We start from the raw sequence: 16,358 nt of genomic DNA, 5'->3' as shown, positions 1-16,358 counted from the left end.
GTAGCAATGTAGCAATGTAGCAATTTAGCGATTGTTTGTTGTAAGAATACCACCAAAAGAGATTTCGAAAGGAGTCTCTTTTTTATATTTGAATTCTTGACGCACAAAGCCTTGTCAAGGTTTGAAACTATGACTAGGCATAAAAAAAAGAGACTTTCCACAGTCTCTTTTAGTTTTAAAAAAATTATGAAGAACTTTAATCTTCATCTTCAGTCTTCTTTTTCGAAGTGAGTAAAGAAACGGCTACAGCGGTACCTGCACCGATCAAAGCCATTTTTAACAGGAAACCTTTTTTGTTGTGCTTCCATTCTGCGGGCCAACCCAGTTCGGCAAAAACGTTCGGAACATGTCCTTTCTTTAGGTCATCCACGATTCCTTCCACCACACCAATACGGTCAGCAAGCATTAGCGGCAGCCATCGGCCGTAACTTGATTCGCTGTATTTAAAGGCTAGCTCACGAATTTTTCCGTTGATCCCCTCGGGTGGTGATGCGGTTCCAAAAACCGCCGTGAGATTAGGACGTTCCACAGATTTTAAAATCTCTACAGTTTCAGGCTGCTGCGCAGGTCTCTCCCAGGAATAACCTTCATGTTCTGCATTGGTACGTTTTTTTATTGGATATGTCGGATCATTTTCCGGATCAGCGTCTATTCCCCAGCCTTTAATATGGCTATAATCTGAATTTTCACTTTTTTTAAAATCAGAGGGTTTTGTTTCGTCTGTAAGCATGTGTTAATATTTTTAAGTTAAAAAACTATGAAGCTATTTAAGGAATGAGGACCGTTTTTATACAACCATCGAGCTTCTTGGAAAAGATATGATATGCATCCGCGACTTCTTCCAACGGAACCTTGTGAGTAATAATCTGTTTCGGATCAATGACACCATTTTTCACGTGTTCAATCAATTTCGGGATGTGACGTTTCGGTGCAGCTTGGTTCGCCCGGATCGTAATCCCCTTGTTTACCACATTCCCGATCGGTACAAGTGCATCGATTGGACCGTACACACCGACAACTGAAACAATTCCGCCTTTCTTCACTGAATTAATCGCCCAGTGAAGGGCTGTTGTAGATCCACCCTGCATCATCAATTTTATACCTAGAAGTGTATTCATCCGGTTTCCTCTGGCCTCACACCCCACTGCATCGATGCAGACATCGGCTCCCAGAGAATCGGTTTGCGTTTTTATAAATACGACTGGATCTCCAATACTTTTGAAATTATAAGCTTCGCACTGCGCATATTTGGCTACAAAATCAAGTCTGTATTCTAAATGATCGATCACGATTACACGTCCGGCACCGAACAACCAGGCAGATTTCGCGGCCATGATCCCGATGGGTCCGGCACCGAAAACAACAACGGTATCGCCTTTCTGGATCCCCGCCATTTCTGCGGCTTGATAACCCGTGGGAACTACGTCGGTAAGAAGCACCGCGTCATCAGGATCCATCCAATCAGGAATTACCGTTGGGCCAACATCTGCGTAGGGAACGCGTGCGTATTCTGCCTGTCCGCCCTGGAAACCGCCGGCGGTATGAGAATATCCGAAAATACCTCCTACGGCCGTCGCCATTGCGTTAGATTCGTGGCAGTTACCATACAGTTCCTGCTTACAGAAGGCACATTTACCACACGATATATTGAACGATACCATGACCTTATCGCCTACTTTTAGTTTCTGTACGCCAGAACCTATCTCGACAACTTCGCCGATAAATTCATGACCAAATGTAGTTCCTACACGTGTATCGGGCACAAGGCCGTGATACAGATGCAGATCGGAGCCGCAGATGCAGGACCTCAGCACCTTTACAATAGCGTCTTCTGGATGTTCAATTTGAGGTTCCGGCATATTGCGGTCTGGGCGGACGCGAAAGGGTCCGCGGAAATTCATTGCTAACATTTTGTTTATTTTTTTGGTGATTGAACAAAGATGTATCAAAAAAAACACCATCCTAGGCAAATATGTATAATTTATGATTTTTTTATGAGTTTGGTGGTGAGGTGCAAGCGAGTAATCTTACAGTGAAAGGAGTCAGGATAAAAAGATGAAAATAGAAACTGAGGGAGTGGAAAAGTTAGTTTTAATTAATTTAAAATTTCATTTTAAACCAAACTCCGCAGGAAAGGCGTGCCGAAGGGATGACCGACAACCACAACTTTCTCGAATGTCTGCTCACAACAACACTTGTAGTAAACAAAAAATTATTGTACTTTTGCACTCTGAATTGTTGCATGGAACATCACGTGCCGCAACAATGTAGAAAACTTAGATTGATAACAAGTATTATAAATTAAGCAAAATGCCAAAATTAAAAACGAAATCAGGTGCTAAGAAGCGTTTTAAGCTTACCGGAACCGGGAAGATTAAAAGAAAAAATGCTTACAAAAGCCACATCCTGACGAAGAAAGAAACTAAGCAGAAGAGAAATCTTACGCAAACTTCTTACGTTGCTACTGTGGATGAGAAAAGCGTTCTTCGCCAATTAGCAATTAAGTAGTTTTTATAAATCCATAATCCGGTTTATAAGAATTAAAAACAAATTCAGAATTTTCAACCCTGAACTGGTGCCCATAAGATTCGCCGCGGCGAACGCCCAATTCAAAAAAAACAATTTAAATTATGCCAAGATCAGTAAATGCCGTAGCTTCAAGAGCTCGCAGAAAAAAAGTAATGAAGCTGGCTAAAGGTTATTTCGGAAGAAGAAAGAACGTTTGGACAGTGGCCAAAAACGCCGTAGAAAAAGCAATGCAATATGCTTACCGCGGCAGAAAAGAGAAGAAAAGAAATTTTAGAGCACTTTGGATCACGCGTATCAACGCAGGTACAAGAGAGCACGGAATGTCTTACTCCCAGTTTATGGGCGCTCTTAAGAAAAACAATATCGAACTGAACAGAAAGGTTTTAGCAGATTTAGCAATGAATCACCCTGAGGCTTTCAAAGCAGTTGTTGATCAAGTAAAATAATGTAGAATTTTTTGTTATCAATATCAAATCCTGAGTTCCGGCTCAGGATTTTTTTATTTTAAGACCTCTTCGTAGACTTTCATCAGCTCTTTTGCGATAACTTCATCGGTAAATTTCTGGGCATATTGAAAACCCAACTCAGACCGGCGTTTTCGTTCGGATTCATTTTCCCAGAGGTATAAAATTTTTGAGCGTAAATCTAGAGGATTTTTCGGGTCAATGTAAAGTGCTGCGTTGCCACCAGCTTCCGGAAGGCTGCTCGTATTCGAAGTAATGACCGGCGTTCCGGAAAACAGACCTTCGATGACAGGAATGCCGAAACCTTCAAAAAAACTTGGATAAACCAGAACGTCGGCAAGCCTGTAAATTGCAGCAAGTTCTTCCATTGAAACATTCTTCAGAAAGAACACTTCGAGTTTTTTTTTGCTGATGAATTTCTCAATTTTATTGAAATATTTCGTTTTTTTTCCTACGACTACCAATGGAATATTGGTGCCTTCCAATGCTTTCACGACATTAAGAAGGTTTTTCCTCTTTTCTATAGTTCCAACATTTAACACAAATCTTTCTGGAAGGTTGAATTTTTCTTTTGTCTGATTTAAAAATTCGGGAAAAATAAATTCTTTAAAAGCCTGATGACAGCCCTGATAAACCACTCTGATTTTATTGCCGGGAACTTTAAGAAAGTGAATGATATCGTTCTTCGTCTGCTCCGATATTGCAATCACCAAATCGGAAGCTTCAGCTGCTTTTTTAAATTTCCAGAAGTGGATTTTCCTGTCGAACCATGAGTAATAATCCGGAAATCTTTTAAAAATTAAGTCATGAATCGTAACGATTTTTTTAATCGGTTTTTCATTCCATTTTAAAGGCAATTCGCCGGAAAGTCCATGAAAAATATCAGCATTAAGATTTTGAGCATCCTTCCCCATTTTAAACTGTCGCGCAAATTTTCCGGACGAAGTTTTAACAAAACTCACATTAGGAAGCTTCTGAACTTCTTTTCCGCGGTCGGATTTGTTTTTATTTAAAAGAAAATATTGATTTACTGTGAAATTTGTGGCCAGAATACGCACCAAATCCCTCGAATAGTTGCCCAATCCGGAAGCATTATGGAAGAAGCGTTTGGCATCGTAAGCAATTTTCATCGTAAATTTTGTGCAATAAAGTTGTGTAATTTGTCCTTAAAAAACTCGGGCTTAAAGTCATCGTAGCTGTCGCTTTCCGTAACATAATCGTGAAGATGCACGGAATCATTTTTTATTCCGTCATCAAACCAGTTCCAGCTTTTCTTTGCGACCTGTGGCGAAAAAATCGTGAAAGTTGGCACTCCCAACGCTTTTGAAATATTGGTAGATCCGCCTTCATTCCCTACTAATGCATCACAATAACTGAGTACGGCGATAAATTCCCTTAAATTTTTCGTGTCAAAATCTTTAGAAATTTTAGACTGTGCATTCACTGAAAGCGTGACAAAAAATTCATCGAACTGAGTTTTCTGATTCGGCAAATAGTTGCAAAATATCACCACATCTTCCTTTGCAATTTCCTCGATCACTTCCGTCATAAAAGCTAATGGATAAGTCTTATCCGGAGAGCTCCCAAATGTGCTGATCATTACTTTTTTACCTGGATTTGGTGAAAATTTTTCAATTATAGCCTCAGCATGCCTTCTTTCTGAATCAGTAAGTAAAATTTCAGGTTTGGCGATTTGAAAAGGAATTCCCAAAGGCTCCAGTAACTGCAACCGATGCTCGATCGTGGTTGTCGTGAGGTCAGAAATCGCTTTTTTCCTTCTGTGAACAGGGTTTGTATAAAAATATCTTGTGTAAGATTTATAATACGAAATCCGTTTTTTCGCACCGGACAAAAATGAAATTAAAGCCGTCTCAATCTTGGAATAAGTATCAATGATGATATCATATTTTTCAGACTTTACAGCTTTAAGCGTATCAGAAAAACTTTTGCCAAAAAATAAAAACTTATCAATATACTGGTGATGTTCCACCACCTGATGATATTTTTCGTCGATCAGGTAATGGAGCTCTGCGTGCGGAAATTCCTTCTTTAAAAATTCAAAGACCACCGAGCAGATGAGTACATCGCCCATCAGTTTTTTTTGGATGACAAGAATCTTCATCGGCAGGCTATACCGCTACATTATTCTCTCTCAATGCATCATTCAGAGAGGTTTTCTTATCTGTAGATTCTTTTCTTTTTCCAATAATCAGTGCACACGGAACCTGATATTCGCCAGCCGGATACTGCTTGGTGTAACTTCCTGGAATTACCACGGAACGCGCAGGAACCCTTCCTTTAATTTCCACAGGAGCATCTCCCGTAACATCGATAATTTTTGTGGAAGCCGTCAATACTACATTGGCTCCCAAAACCGCTTCTTTTTCTACATGAACACCTTCTACCACAATACACCGTGAACCGATAAAACAGTCATCTTCAATAATAACCGGTGCAGCCTGTAAAGGCTCAAGAACGCCACCAATTCCTACCCCACCGCTCAAATGCACATTTTTACCAATCTGCGCGCAGCTTCCAACTGTCGCCCAGGTATCAACCATCGTTCCGGAATCTACATAAGCACCAATGTTGACATAGGAAGGCATCATAATTACCCCTGGTGCAACATAAGAACCTTGTCTGGCAATCGCGTGCGGCACCACTCTTACGCCTTTTTCGGCATAATTTTTCTTCAACGGAATTTTATCATGGAATTCAAAAGGCCCCACCTCAATGGTTTCCATCCTTTGGATCGGGAAATACATTACCACCGCTTTTTTCACCCATTCGTTTACCTTCCAACCGTTGTCTGTTGGCTCTGCGACCCGGAGTTCGCCCAGATCAAGTTTTGAAATTACCTCTCTGATTGCAGATTTGCTGTCTTCATTCTGCAAAAGATCCCTGTTTTCCCAAATATTCTCAATGGTTTGCTGTAAGCTCATTTCTAAATTTTATTAATGGTTACAAAAATAAGGATTTGCAGCCGGAATAATGAAAATTTGCCGAGATAATAAAGAAGCCGTTCCACAATCAGTGAAAACGGCTTTTTTTATGTTTCTCCTCCGGCCTCTAGAGGGAGCGAAGATTTCGTTATGACGTTTATCAGACTTCATCATCTGGTATTGAGACATTTCCGCCTGTTAAAACCTAAAACTTATTTTGATGTATTTTTCTATAAAACTCTTTGTGCGTGCAGATAGGCTTTGTTCCAGTATTTTTCATTCAGTGACGAAATAATGACGCCTTTGGAAGTTGATGAATGGATGAATTTCACCTCGCCATCTCGGCCAATATCGTGTACAATTCCCACATGCGATACCCTTGTCCCACCGCCCGTCGCAAAAAACAGCAGGTCGCCCGGTTTCACATTGCTAATATCAATCTCATTCCCTGTAACCGCCTGATCTGATGACCGTCGGGGCAAACTGAAAGAATTTTCCTGAAAAACGGTCAGCGTAAAACCCGAACAGTCAAATCCTTCTGATGAGGCGCCGCCATATTTGTATGGCGCACCAAGATATTTCTGGGCATCCTTCAGCAATTCCTGGATTTCACCGGAAACCTTTCCTGAAAACCTGGAATCCAGAGACCTGAGCCCTTCTGCTTTAGCAACGGTTTTCGTCGGTACTTCCCGCTTTACCGGTTCCGTTCTTTTTGTTTTACTCACGCTGTGTGAGCTCCCGCAGGACACCAGTAAAACTGCAGCGCTGGATGTAATTAAAAGCTTTTTAACATTCATAAGTATTGAGTTAACGGTTTTTCAGCAAAGTTATTTTGAGTTTTTAAGAAAAATCTTTCTCCGCAAATATATACCATAATATTTAATACTACAAATATAATTCAATTATATTATAACTATACTACAACTATTGGTAATTTATTAATTTAATGTATCTTTGGCCATCCCAAAAAGTTGGTATGGCACGATACGAGAGCATTATGAAAATAAGCGGCACCATTGATAACCTGGTTTTCTACCAGCTTAACGGTGTGAGTGTCGTGCGCAGGAAAAGTGGGTTCAATTCAGCGGACTACAAGAAAAAAGCGTCTTATAAAAAAGTAAGGGAGAACAGCTGCGAATTCGGGCACTGCAGTAAAAGCGGAAAAATGTTGCGGAATGCCCTGCACAACTATATTGCTGAAAACGGCGATAAATATCTTTACCAGAAAGTTGCAAAACTGATGACCGAAATTAAGGATCTGGATGATACTTCCGAACGTGGAAAAAGATCGGTGGAAAAAGGTTTGGCCAAAAGTGAAGCCAATGGACTGCTTAAGAATTTCACTTTTGGGAATTTTGAAAATGTAAAGAATGACATCATGAGAAGCGACAGCCTTTTCAGCGTAACGATTCAAAATATTGCAAAAAATGCCTCGGATGAAATTGAACTCGTAACTCTGAAGCCGGATTTCGTAAGCTATAAAACTGAAAAAAAATCACAGATCATTCCGGTAAACAGAAGTGGGATCTACGAATTTGATAAACATTTTGAGAATGAAGCGGCCCTACTCTATTTTGCAGTTCTGAAAAAAGATGGAAATATCTTAAAACTCGGCTTTGTATGAAAAAAGCTCCCGGAGGAGCTTCATTTATTTTACGATCTGTATGTTGACGGCGGAGAAACCTTTCTGCGATTTCTCTTTTTCAAACTTGACTTTATGGCCTTTTTTGATCTCGCCACTTACGTTATTGATGTGAAAGAAGATATTGTCTTTCGTATTGTTCTCTGTGATGAATCCGTAGCCTTTTTCGCTCAGGAAAGTTACGATTCCTGTCTTTTGCGGATCTTCTTCGATAATGGGCGCGGCGCCGAGCTGTATATCCTCTGTATTGATTTCAATTTTCTCCTGCTGATCCGGCGGCGTCGTAGTTAGCTGGCCGTTTGCATCTACGTAAAGCAACATCTCATCCAACGATTTACCTTTATTGTTGCTGGTTTTACGCTCTTCTCTTTTAAGCGCTTTTTCTTTTTGTTTCTGTTGTTTTTTCTTTAAATTTTCTTTTTTTGAGAAAGAATCTGACATAAATTATATTAAATATTAGTGAATAAATGAGGTGCCGCAATATCTGTACCGGCAAATTGAAAGATTAAAAAATGGTGCTGGGAAGCGAAAAACTGAATTTGAATTATCTATACAGCAAGTGCGACGGCAGTAACCCGTTCTTAAAAATTACATCGCAAAGATACGGCAATTAAATGACTTATAAAACATTAATTATCAATACAGCAAGAATTCTGCAATTTGAGTGATTTATTTTCTCAGTCGATACTATAAGTCGGGACTTTTGGGCTTTTTCCTGTGATTTTTTTTTAATTCAAACCGTGATCAATTTAGTTGTTAAAAGAAGGTTTATATAGCCCGAAAGTGAAGTATAACACGATAAAACCAAGAAAAACCACAATTATTAGTCACAAAAAAAGAGACTCTTCCCGGAGTCTCCTATCAATCTTTAAAATTCTTCGCCGATAAACCTATAATGCTGAAAAAGCTCCCGGAGCTTGCGTTCAACGGGGTTTCATCTTCTGTCCTGCGGACAAGACGAAAGCTTAGTTATTATAGGCAGGCATTCTTGTCAATTCGTTTTCAGTCCGCAATCTTCAATTTGTCTTTTTAGGTTGTCACCCCAGAAACCGAACTTTTGGTAAAAGGTGATACAATCATGTAATGTCTCAAAACTGTTGAGGATTTTTAGAATGTTATCCTCCAAGTCAATCTTAAAGTCCGTTATAAATTCTGACAAATTAGTCTTGTCAGTGATTTTATAGCCAAGCCAACCTCCTTGAGACTTTTTTATTTGTTGGCGTTCCTCGGTCAAATATGCGTCTTCTCGAACTTGTGTCGCCAAGTCGACGTATGTAGCTTTTTTCTTCTCCTTGTCAGCAAGTTTTTCTGTCAATGCTACTCCAATGTTCAAACAAAAACTCAGCTCCTCTTTACTATTCCATTGAGAATTTTGCAGATTAATTACGAGAAAGAAGTCTCCCTTGCTTTTCCACCAAGTTTGTCCACTCGTCTTAAAACCGTGTTCTTTTAATGTCGGCTTTAAATATGTTTTGATAAAATCAGTCTGTATGTCTTTCGCTGTTGTCATTTCGTTGTCGGTCTAGGCTTGCCTATAACGAGAGAGTATTTCTGTATGCGGGACTAAGGATGACAAATCTTCATACTGATAATCACCCTGAACAAAAATTTTCTCCGCTGACTAAATTACTAAAAAATTGGAAGCGGGGAAATTTTTTGTGGCTGAATATAACAAATAGTTCTACTGCTATGATTCACCCTCGCATACAGAAATGCTATGTTACCTGAAGTGCCTATTTTTTTTTGATAACTGCTTTCTGATTAACGCCTTATGTTTCAAACTTGGAAGACCAATACTTTTCCTGTTTTTATTAACCTGTGCTGAATCCAATATTTTTCCACCATTTACTCCATAAAAAGTATAGTCTTTATTGTCAATTAATTGAAGACCATAGTCTACCAACATTGCATAATCCCTGGGATCACAATCTCCATTCTTAATATATTCTGGAATTTTTACTTTAAAATATTGGTAATGATCGCTTTCAATCATATGTGATAAAAATGTTGGACGCGGAAACCACCCAATTTTGTCCATACTGGGAAAGCCATAGTTGTCTAGTGTCCATTTTAAAAATCTAGCATTTTTATTTACATTTTTTTTCACCAATATTAAATCGCGTGGTCTTCCGTCTTGATCCCTTTTTAAAGCAACTTTGAAGGAATCAATGAGAATAGGATTTAATCCTTTTTTCCAATTTGCAACCTGTTGATAAATTTCATTTTCACTCAAACCATATTTATAAAGAATATTCATAAATTGTTGATCATTCTTTTTATTATTCCAGTTATGAGCATTTAATATAATTAGTTTATATATATTTTTTTTACCACCGAAGTTTTTTCCAAATTGATCAGAAAGAGTTATGAAAGTTTCAAATTCTTTTATATTCTCATTGTTCTTAGGTTCATATTTTCTGAAAATTTTGCGGTATTTTTTAAGCGCAAGTAAAGTATCGGATTTAAATCTAAGAATACTGTCTGCTTCATAAACTTTCTTATAATATGTCACATAGTTTCTTTTACTGCGACAAGAGATTATTAATGATAAAATCAGCAAAAAGAAAATAAGTTTTTTCATAAGGGTTGTTTTTATGGCATTCTGACTAACGTTAAACTTTACTATTGAAAATCAAATTGTTTTGAATTCAATATCCTTGTTAGTCAGTCCAAATTTAGTGATTTGTTTTTGTATTCTTTTGGCTGCTGCTATTTTTCTTTTCTCGTCCAGAAAAAGGTATTGTGAAGGCGGATTGTACCCTTTCCTCTTAACGAGCATATTCCAGATAATGACGGCGAGCTTTCGGGCGAGTGCAGAAACAGCAGTTGCCCTTCCTTTTTTGTAGCTTAATCTTTTGAAGAACTCAGCGAGCCATCCCTCCTTTAGGTTGCCGATGGCATTGGCCGTGTTTCTGAATGCTGTTTTCAGCCGCGAACTTCCCTTCGGAAGGTGGTTGGATAATACTTTGCCACCACTTATTTTGTTGTTGGGGGCGAGCCTGAGCCATGCGGTGAATTGTTTTGCAGTGGGGAATTTTCTAATCCCATCTAATCCGACTTCTGCGATGAGAGCCATAATCAACCCTTCGCTTACCCCCTCAATCGCCATCAAGTCTATCCCTTCAAAATATTGGTAAGCAATTAAATTCATGTCGGTTTGGCTTACTGCGTTTTTATTTTTACGCTTGTGCTTTTTTTTTCAATGGTATGCTGTTTCTTATGGTCGTCCTTTTCGATGAATTCCTTCAGGAGCCGGTCGATCTGCAAATCCGTATCCATGATTTGTTGCTGGAGGTGTTTGTAGGAATCCCACTCTTGCTGCAAGGCAAAGAGATAATCTTTGCGCCCATTGAATTGCAGAGCTTTTGCGATTTCCTCCTCTGATTTTCGGCAATTGTAATGACGGAGTTTTGCCAATTCCTCTCCCCTGTACTCTCCGTTTAGAAAAGCTTCAATAATGCAAGATCCTGTAAGACCGACTATATCCCTTACCACAACCTCAAGCCTCATATTCATCAGTCGCAGATATTTTTGCATTCTCCTGGTGCATGATGCAGATTGCTTGAGCAGGTTTTGACGGTGTCTGGAATAGGTTCGTATGGTGTCCGTGTCCGAATCGGGTAAAAAGCTGGCACTCAAAAGCCCGAGAGAATGAAGTTTTTGAATCCATTGGCAATCTTTAATGTCTGTCTTTTTTCCTTTGATATTTTTGGTTTGTCTGCCATTAACCAAAATCACATCAAAACCTTGTCCCACCAAAGTTGAGAACAGATTTTGCCAATAAGTTCCGGTGGATTCCATGGCGATCGAGGTAACGCCATTCGAGTGTAACCAGTGGCACATTTCCAACTGGTCTTGGCTGTACACGCCAAATTCTTTTACATCCTCTGCATTTTGCCCTACTGCTACCCAATGGCTACGGCTTCCAATGTCTATTCCCGCAGCATTGGAATTTACCACTTCGAGTGAAATCTGCTTCTTAGTTTCCATGTCTCAATTTTTTCAATTAAACCAATAAAAAGCTCCAAGGACTGCACTTTGCTAAATTTGAAATTATTCTGAGCGGGATATCTGCTTATCGCAGACTCGCCATTAAAAACTAACGCCGTCTGAAGTATTACTACCAAAGACTTTTGTGCAATCTTACCTGAATTGCAGACGGGTTTTTAAACACCATTGCTTAAACCGGTCTTTTCAAGGAGCGATTACTAAGATAAGAACAAAGAATTTAAGATAGTAATATGAAGTACAGACTTTATCTCGTTAGCGGCTAAAAACAACTTCGTTTTCGAGTAGGGGAATTGCAGGTAACGGGAAAAGTATTTGCGAAGGGCGGGCTAAAAATCCCTGAAAGTTCTATAAAAACTGCACTAAGCAAAAACTTTTTCTGTTTTTGTAAAATTAATAAAAATTTAAAAACAGAAAAGTTTTTTGCGCCAAAAGTGGCAGAAAAGTTCAATCAACTCTCAACCCCGCATTTTGCCAATACTATGCTGGTTGTGGTGGTTGTTATTGCTTCGTTAATATTATATTTTGAGGATATATTATGGCTGGATCGAATGGTTTAAGTTTCAGTCCGGGTGTGTTTTTTATTGAAATTATTTTTATGTGGGTAGCATCTACATATTGTATTTTTACATCTACATATTTGTTTTTTGAGAGGTTGTAAAAACTCGGTTCAATAGTTTCTTGATTATTATCATCACCAAAATCAAAGATTGACCCTTTTTTGTCGCTATAATTCGTGTTAGAATACATTGTATTATCCTCAATTATATTATCATTTTTAACAAATTTATGAAAGCCAATTATTGCATCTGCTCTAACATCGTTTTCAATAGGGAGTTTTATATTCTCTTTCTTCAAAATGATTGTTAAAGATTGATTAGCATCACTGTACTTCCAGGTTCCTACAAATTTGTTCAAATTATTGTTAAGATAATTATCACCATTGTCAAATTCTTTACCATATTGAGCTGAACAGCTAAAACTAAAAAATAAGATTATTGTAGTTATGATATTTTTCATAATATTAATTAAATTTTAAGGGTATTTTTCTTCTATAATTTCATTTTTATTGTCTCCTTTTTTACTGGCAGAGCATTCTTCCGTATTTTCTGAGCCTTTCATTATTTTAAGACCAGTTTTGTTTAATTCTAGATAGTTTAAGAAATTATATTCATTGACAACAGGAATGTTTTGTTCAGATATTTTTCCTATTCTTTTGTACATATTTTTATATAATTCAAATCCTTTAACTAAAACACTATCCGCAAACGGAACGGAAAGGGGCTTTGCGAGTTGCGGGCTACTGCAACCGAAAGTGGAGAGGAACCGAGAGCTAGTAAAAACTTTTTCCATTTTTTAAAATTACAAAAAAACTAAAAAATGGAAATTTTTTTTTGCGGGTATTTTCTTAAAACTTTCCAAAATTTCCTTCAACCCCGCATCTTGCAAAACCCATGTTATCTGCAGGCGTTTTTTTAAGTGTTTGCTTTTAAAATATTAATCAGTTTATTAATGCTTTCTGGTTCAATGTTTTGTAAGTTGAAAGCATTTATTTGTCCATTAAATTTTGAAATAATTAATTCGTTATTTTGAAGATTGAAGTTACTTATTTCTTCGAATTTATAATTTTTACCCCAAGAATTATTTAGTTTTATCATAATTCCTTTTCTATTCCATTGCACATAATTCTTAAACCAAAACATTTTTGAAAAAATTACCATAAGAATGAAATAAGCAATGGCATTTGAATATTTCTCAATTCGAGGGTCAGAGTTATTAAAAATTTCTAAAAAATTCAGAAATATTAAAATTCCTGCTAAAATCATAAGAAAGAATTGTGCTTTATTACTCTTAAAATTTAATTGGTCGAATCTTATTTTCTTCATTTTATACGGTTTTTTTGGATACGCTTGCAGATAACGGAAAAAGTATTGGCGAAGTGTGGACTAAATGGAACGAAAAGTTCAATTTAGACTGAACGTAGCCGATGCTTTTTTCTTACACTAAATTACCCTTTTTTGTGGAATAAAAAAGCAGCGGCGGATAAATATTACAAAAAGTTCGACTTTCCTATTACCCCGCATTTTGCCAATACTATGTTATCTGCAGTTACATTTCTGTTCCTAAAGGCTTACTTTCCTCAAAATTGTCGATTTTATTTTTTTGTGCATTTATATCTTTAATTTTTTGCGAAAGTTCACTTTTAACTTCACGTTCCTTATTTTCCAAAATACTTTTAGAAAGTCTTGCTTTCCAGAGTCTATATAATATTACAATGTTTTGGTAATAATCATTATCATTTTTTCTTGATACACACAATGGGTAATACAAATTTTCTATAATGTTACAAAATGATTTTCCGACTGACAAATATGCAATTTTTTCATCAGCTATTTTATTAGTAAAGTATGTGCAAAATGTTTCTAAAGAATTTAAAGTGTTTAAATCATATACTACCAAATCATTATAGTTTTTAGAATAATCTTTATCTATTTTATTTGCGTTCGAAATTAATTCATTATAAAGAAAATTCTTAGTCTCAAATTTAACTCTTGCCAAATTTGACTCTTTAAATTTAATGTTAGATATATTTGCATAATTTACAATTGTTTCCATATAATAATTAATCTGTTCTGCAGAAAGTTTTATTGAATCTCTTAGAGAATTAATTACTAATTCATTTTTAGCTTCTTTCAATTGAATTTTAGTCAATTCAATTTGTTTTTTAGCCTGTAAAATTTGATATATTATCAAGAAACCCAAAATGGCTAAAATAGGTCCACTTGCAAAATTCAAATTTTCTAAAACTGATTTTTCATAGTCAAAAAATGTCATATTCTTGGTTTTGTAATTGCAGATAACGAGAGAGTATTTCTGTATGCGGGGCTAGGGATGACAAATCATCATACTGATAACCACCCTGAACAAAAATTTTCTCCGCTGACTAAATTACTAAAAAATTGGAAGCGGAGAAATTTTTTGTGGATTAGGGATAACAAATAGTTCTACTGCTAACATTCAACCCCGCATACAGAAATACAATGTTGGCTGAAGGCGTCTTATTTCACAGCAACATAAATTTCCACTTCAGAGTTTTCTCCATTTTGAGATTTGGCATCATATACTTCAAAATCGTAAGTGTATTTTCTATTAAGTTCTTCATCCTTTTCCCAAATCTCACTCCAAATTTTAATTACAGCATTTGGCATTTCGCCTTTTGCGATGAATTTTTGGAAATTTTCTTTGTCAAATTCACGTCCAAATAAACCATTTGGAATTTCATTTAGCGTTGAAACAGGAACACCAATAATTGTTGTGTAATCTTCGGTATAATTTTTTTTGTAGTCGGTGTAGATTGACAAGACTTCGTTAGAAATTTTGTTTGGTATTTTTTCAATAATATTTTCGGAATAAAATTGTTCCCAAAGTTTTCCTAAATCAGATTGAGATTGGTTGTTTTGATTGGAAGTTCTAACTTCGATTCCAATAATTTTAAATCCATTTGTCAAATCCATAATTTTATCTATTTACGGTTATTCAGATACGCTTGCAGCCAACGGTTGGGGTATTGCCGAAGGCGGGGATTTTTTGCACAAAAGTTCAATCGAAGAACGAATGTTGAGCCTTGCACAAATGTCCAATCGAAGCCATTCAGGCCCCGCTTTTGGCAATACCTTGTTATGTGCTGTGTTATTTATTTTTTATTAATTCAACTCTTCTATTTTGTGATTTTCCTTCTTCTGTATTATTGTCGGCAATAGGGTTATTTTGTCCAAAACCTTCTGATGAGAGTCTGTTTACATCAATACCACTTTTGATCAATTCTTTTTTTACTGTTTCTGCCCTTTGTTTAGAAAGGTCTAGATTGTGTTTTTCATCACCTGTATTATCCGTATATCCATTAATGGAAATTTTTAGCATTTTGTCTGTGTTAAGGGCTTTTGTGATTTCAGCAACTGCTTCTTTACCATCAGCTTTTAGAGTAGCTTTATCGGTATCGAAATTGATGTGCAGAACCGCTTTGCCTTTGTCATTTAAATCTTTTTGTATTTGATCTGCCTTCAACATTGAAATGGTTTGTTTAAATCCTTCCTTCTGCAAAATATTGATTTTTCCGACACCCGATGTAGCCGACAATTGAATGTAGACATCGCCTCCATCTGCTCTGCGAATAACATATGTTTTGATGTTCTCTCCGGCATAGCCAATTGAACCATCTTCTCCTAAATAAGTAGCTTGGGGGTGGTATTTTTCATATTCCTCGTTAGTGATAGTACCATCAAATATTTTCACGCCACCAATAGCTTTTATAGCTTCGTCGTAACTCTTCTCAAAAAAAGCAACCGACCAATCGTTGCTCTGATTCGATTTTGTCCAAACCCCTGTCTTCCAAACTTTTCCTTCAAGAGGTGTCATCACACCATCAATAGCAAAATATAGCTTATCAAATTTTCTTTCTATGGGTTTATTAAGTGCAACTAACCCTTCAGGAAAACTAAAAAAAGGAAAGTCGCCTAAATCTTTATCAGAAACAGGAATTGAATTTATATCGAATTTACCTGTACTATTGGGTTGTTCGTTTGTTGGTGTTTCAGATCTTACGGTGTCCTGATTGTCGGCTTTCTGAGTTTCGCCTCCGTTATTACACGAAAAGGTAATGATAGCTATCCCAATAATTGCAAATTTTTTCGCTGAATTTTTCATATTGTAAATATAGTTTTTTGGTGGTTGGTGTAAAACATAGCACATAACGAGAGAGTATTTCTGTATGCG

At 37.0% G+C, this 16,358-nt stretch carries 20 protein-coding genes; 3 read left to right on the top strand and 17 right to left on the bottom strand.

What is annotated here, in order from left to right:
- Window positions 1–196: 196 nt before the first annotated feature.
- On the bottom strand, window positions 197–730 hold the full coding sequence (locus tag CKV81_RS00715; protein ID WP_095069433.1) for a hypothetical protein: 534 nt from the start codon (window positions 728–730) through the stop codon (window positions 197–199).
- Between the two features lie 37 nt (window positions 731–767).
- The gene (locus CKV81_RS00710) at window positions 768–1,901 is read right to left on the bottom strand and encodes a zinc-dependent alcohol dehydrogenase (RefSeq protein ID WP_258454415.1); all 1,134 of its coding nucleotides are present in this window, start codon (window positions 1,899–1,901) and stop codon (window positions 768–770) included.
- A 409-nt stretch (window positions 1,902–2,310) separates the two neighbouring features.
- Here CKV81_RS00710 and rpmI point away from each other — a divergent pair, with 409 nt between their 5' ends.
- Window positions 2,311–2,508: a 50S ribosomal protein L35 gene (rpmI, locus tag CKV81_RS00705; RefSeq protein ID WP_031503941.1), complete on the top strand. Its 198-nt coding sequence runs from the start codon at window positions 2,311–2,313 to the stop codon at window positions 2,506–2,508.
- Between the two features lie 122 nt (window positions 2,509–2,630).
- Entirely contained in the window at window positions 2,631–2,975 is a 345-nt protein-coding gene (gene rplT / locus CKV81_RS00700) for a 50S ribosomal protein L20 (protein WP_095069431.1), read from the top strand.
- A gap of 53 nt (window positions 2,976–3,028) precedes the next feature.
- On the opposite strand, the gene CKV81_RS00695 is transcribed toward rplT, so the two are convergent.
- The 4 genes from CKV81_RS00695 to CKV81_RS00680 all read right to left on the bottom strand — a co-directional run bounded on the left by CKV81_RS00695 (window position 3,029) and on the right by CKV81_RS00680 (window position 6,732).
- Window positions 3,029–4,123 carry a glycosyltransferase family 4 protein gene (locus CKV81_RS00695; RefSeq protein WP_095069429.1) on the bottom strand — a complete coding sequence of 365 codons (1,095 nt, stop codon included), beginning with the start codon at window positions 4,121–4,123 and terminating at the stop codon, window positions 3,029–3,031.
- Entirely contained in the window at window positions 4,120–5,085 is a 966-nt protein-coding gene (locus CKV81_RS00690; RefSeq protein ID WP_157727329.1) for a glycosyltransferase family 9 protein, read from the bottom strand. Before CKV81_RS00690 ends, CKV81_RS00695 begins: the two co-directional genes overlap by 4 nt.
- Before the next feature lie 37 nt (window positions 5,086–5,122).
- Window positions 5,123–5,935: a 2,3,4,5-tetrahydropyridine-2,6-dicarboxylate N-succinyltransferase gene (locus CKV81_RS00685; protein WP_095069425.1), complete on the bottom strand. Its 813-nt coding sequence runs from the start codon at window positions 5,933–5,935 to the stop codon at window positions 5,123–5,125.
- Window positions 5,936–6,165: 230 nt separating this feature from the next.
- The gene (locus tag CKV81_RS00680) at window positions 6,166–6,732 is read right to left on the bottom strand and encodes a C40 family peptidase (RefSeq protein WP_095069423.1); all 567 of its coding nucleotides are present in this window, start codon (window positions 6,730–6,732) and stop codon (window positions 6,166–6,168) included.
- A 179-nt stretch (window positions 6,733–6,911) separates the two neighbouring features.
- Between CKV81_RS00680 and CKV81_RS00675 the strand changes: the two genes are divergently transcribed.
- Window positions 6,912–7,559 (top strand): hypothetical protein, encoded by a 648-nt coding sequence (locus CKV81_RS00675; RefSeq protein ID WP_095069421.1) that lies wholly within the window; start codon window positions 6,912–6,914, stop codon window positions 7,557–7,559.
- Window positions 7,560–7,583: 24 nt separating this feature from the next.
- Here the strand turns inward: CKV81_RS00675 and CKV81_RS00670 are convergent, their stop codons facing one another.
- From CKV81_RS00670 to CKV81_RS00625, 11 genes are all read right to left on the bottom strand, one after another.
- Window positions 7,584–8,018 (bottom strand): cold shock domain-containing protein, encoded by a 435-nt coding sequence (locus CKV81_RS00670; RefSeq protein ID WP_095069419.1) that lies wholly within the window; start codon window positions 8,016–8,018, stop codon window positions 7,584–7,586.
- A gap of 550 nt (window positions 8,019–8,568) precedes the next feature.
- Window positions 8,569–9,087 carry a DUF4304 domain-containing protein gene (locus tag CKV81_RS00665; RefSeq protein ID WP_095069417.1) on the bottom strand — a complete coding sequence of 173 codons (519 nt, stop codon included), beginning with the start codon at window positions 9,085–9,087 and terminating at the stop codon, window positions 8,569–8,571.
- Window positions 9,088–9,297: 210 nt separating this feature from the next.
- On the bottom strand, window positions 9,298–10,158 hold the full coding sequence (locus CKV81_RS00660; protein ID WP_095069415.1) for a hypothetical protein: 861 nt from the start codon (window positions 10,156–10,158) through the stop codon (window positions 9,298–9,300).
- A 51-nt stretch (window positions 10,159–10,209) separates the two neighbouring features.
- Window positions 10,210–10,728 carry a transposase gene (locus CKV81_RS13520; protein WP_258454413.1) on the bottom strand — a complete coding sequence of 173 codons (519 nt, stop codon included), beginning with the start codon at window positions 10,726–10,728 and terminating at the stop codon, window positions 10,210–10,212.
- Window positions 10,729–10,739: 11 nt separating this feature from the next.
- Window positions 10,740–11,567 carry an IS110 family transposase gene (locus CKV81_RS13515; RefSeq protein WP_239284508.1) on the bottom strand — a complete coding sequence of 276 codons (828 nt, stop codon included), beginning with the start codon at window positions 11,565–11,567 and terminating at the stop codon, window positions 10,740–10,742.
- Between the two features lie 519 nt (window positions 11,568–12,086).
- On the bottom strand, window positions 12,087–12,605 hold the full coding sequence (locus CKV81_RS00650) for a DUF6705 family protein (RefSeq protein WP_095069413.1): 519 nt from the start codon (window positions 12,603–12,605) through the stop codon (window positions 12,087–12,089).
- Window positions 12,606–12,620: 15 nt separating this feature from the next.
- A complete protein-coding gene (locus CKV81_RS00645; protein ID WP_095069411.1) occupies window positions 12,621–12,938 on the bottom strand; it encodes a hypothetical protein in 318 nt (105 codons plus the stop codon).
- A 122-nt stretch (window positions 12,939–13,060) separates the two neighbouring features.
- Window positions 13,061–13,471: a hypothetical protein gene (locus CKV81_RS00640; protein WP_095069409.1), complete on the bottom strand. Its 411-nt coding sequence runs from the start codon at window positions 13,469–13,471 to the stop codon at window positions 13,061–13,063.
- Between the two features lie 223 nt (window positions 13,472–13,694).
- A complete protein-coding gene (locus CKV81_RS00635; protein WP_095069407.1) occupies window positions 13,695–14,420 on the bottom strand; it encodes a hypothetical protein in 726 nt (241 codons plus the stop codon).
- Between the two features lie 224 nt (window positions 14,421–14,644).
- Complete coding sequence (locus tag CKV81_RS00630; protein WP_095074107.1) at window positions 14,645–15,094, bottom strand: GyrI-like domain-containing protein; 450 nt, start codon at window positions 15,092–15,094, stop codon at window positions 14,645–14,647.
- Window positions 15,095–15,275: 181 nt separating this feature from the next.
- Window positions 15,276–16,289 carry an OmpA family protein gene (locus CKV81_RS00625; RefSeq protein ID WP_095069405.1) on the bottom strand — a complete coding sequence of 338 codons (1,014 nt, stop codon included), beginning with the start codon at window positions 16,287–16,289 and terminating at the stop codon, window positions 15,276–15,278.
- Window positions 16,290–16,358 lie beyond the last annotated feature (69 nt).

Source organism: Chryseobacterium taklimakanense (assembly GCF_900187185.1).
GTDB classification, from domain to species: Bacteria; Bacteroidota; Bacteroidia; order Flavobacteriales; family Weeksellaceae; genus Planobacterium; species Planobacterium taklimakanense.
Note: the sequence above shows the minus strand (reverse complement) of the source record. Positions and strands in the feature narration are given on the sequence as shown.

What these genes read in the sequence shown, in the direction of transcription:
- CKV81_RS00625 (WP_095069405.1), bottom strand. Translation starts at nt 16,289, where the DNA reads ATGAAAAATTCAGCGAAAAAATTTGCAATTATTGGGATAGCTATCATT.
- CKV81_RS00675 (WP_095069421.1), top strand. Translation starts at nt 6,912, where the DNA reads ATGGCACGATACGAGAGCATTATGAAAATAAGCGGCACCATTGATAAC.
- CKV81_RS00635 (WP_095069407.1), bottom strand. Translation starts at nt 14,420, where the DNA reads ATGACATTTTTTGACTATGAAAAATCAGTTTTAGAAAATTTGAATTTT.
- CKV81_RS00710 (WP_258454415.1), bottom strand. Translation starts at nt 1,901, where the DNA reads ATGAATTTCCGCGGACCCTTTCGCGTCCGCCCAGACCGCAATATGCCG.
- rpmI (WP_031503941.1), top strand. Translation starts at nt 2,311, where the DNA reads ATGCCAAAATTAAAAACGAAATCAGGTGCTAAGAAGCGTTTTAAGCTT.
- CKV81_RS00670 (WP_095069419.1), bottom strand. Translation starts at nt 8,018, where the DNA reads ATGTCAGATTCTTTCTCAAAAAAAGAAAATTTAAAGAAAAAACAACAG.
- CKV81_RS00685 (WP_095069425.1), bottom strand. Translation starts at nt 5,935, where the DNA reads ATGAGCTTACAGCAAACCATTGAGAATATTTGGGAAAACAGGGATCTT.
- CKV81_RS00640 (WP_095069409.1), bottom strand. Translation starts at nt 13,471, where the DNA reads ATGAAGAAAATAAGATTCGACCAATTAAATTTTAAGAGTAATAAAGCA.
- CKV81_RS13515 (WP_239284508.1), bottom strand. Translation starts at nt 11,567, where the DNA reads ATGGAAACTAAGAAGCAGATTTCACTCGAAGTGGTAAATTCCAATGCT.
- CKV81_RS13520 (WP_258454413.1), bottom strand. Translation starts at nt 10,728, where the DNA reads ATGAATTTAATTGCTTACCAATATTTTGAAGGGATAGACTTGATGGCG.
- CKV81_RS00645 (WP_095069411.1), bottom strand. Translation starts at nt 12,938, where the DNA reads ATGGAAAAAGTTTTTACTAGCTCTCGGTTCCTCTCCACTTTCGGTTGC.
- rplT (WP_095069431.1), top strand. Translation starts at nt 2,631, where the DNA reads ATGCCAAGATCAGTAAATGCCGTAGCTTCAAGAGCTCGCAGAAAAAAA.
- CKV81_RS00660 (WP_095069415.1), bottom strand. Translation starts at nt 10,158, where the DNA reads ATGAAAAAACTTATTTTCTTTTTGCTGATTTTATCATTAATAATCTCT.
- CKV81_RS00680 (WP_095069423.1), bottom strand. Translation starts at nt 6,732, where the DNA reads ATGAATGTTAAAAAGCTTTTAATTACATCCAGCGCTGCAGTTTTACTG.
- CKV81_RS00690 (WP_157727329.1), bottom strand. Translation starts at nt 5,085, where the DNA reads ATGGGCGATGTACTCATCTGCTCGGTGGTCTTTGAATTTTTAAAGAAG.
- CKV81_RS00715 (WP_095069433.1), bottom strand. Translation starts at nt 730, where the DNA reads ATGCTTACAGACGAAACAAAACCCTCTGATTTTAAAAAAAGTGAAAAT.
- CKV81_RS00665 (WP_095069417.1), bottom strand. Translation starts at nt 9,087, where the DNA reads ATGACAACAGCGAAAGACATACAGACTGATTTTATCAAAACATATTTA.
- CKV81_RS00695 (WP_095069429.1), bottom strand. Translation starts at nt 4,123, where the DNA reads ATGAAAATTGCTTACGATGCCAAACGCTTCTTCCATAATGCTTCCGGA.
- CKV81_RS00650 (WP_095069413.1), bottom strand. Translation starts at nt 12,605, where the DNA reads ATGAAAAATATCATAACTACAATAATCTTATTTTTTAGTTTTAGCTGT.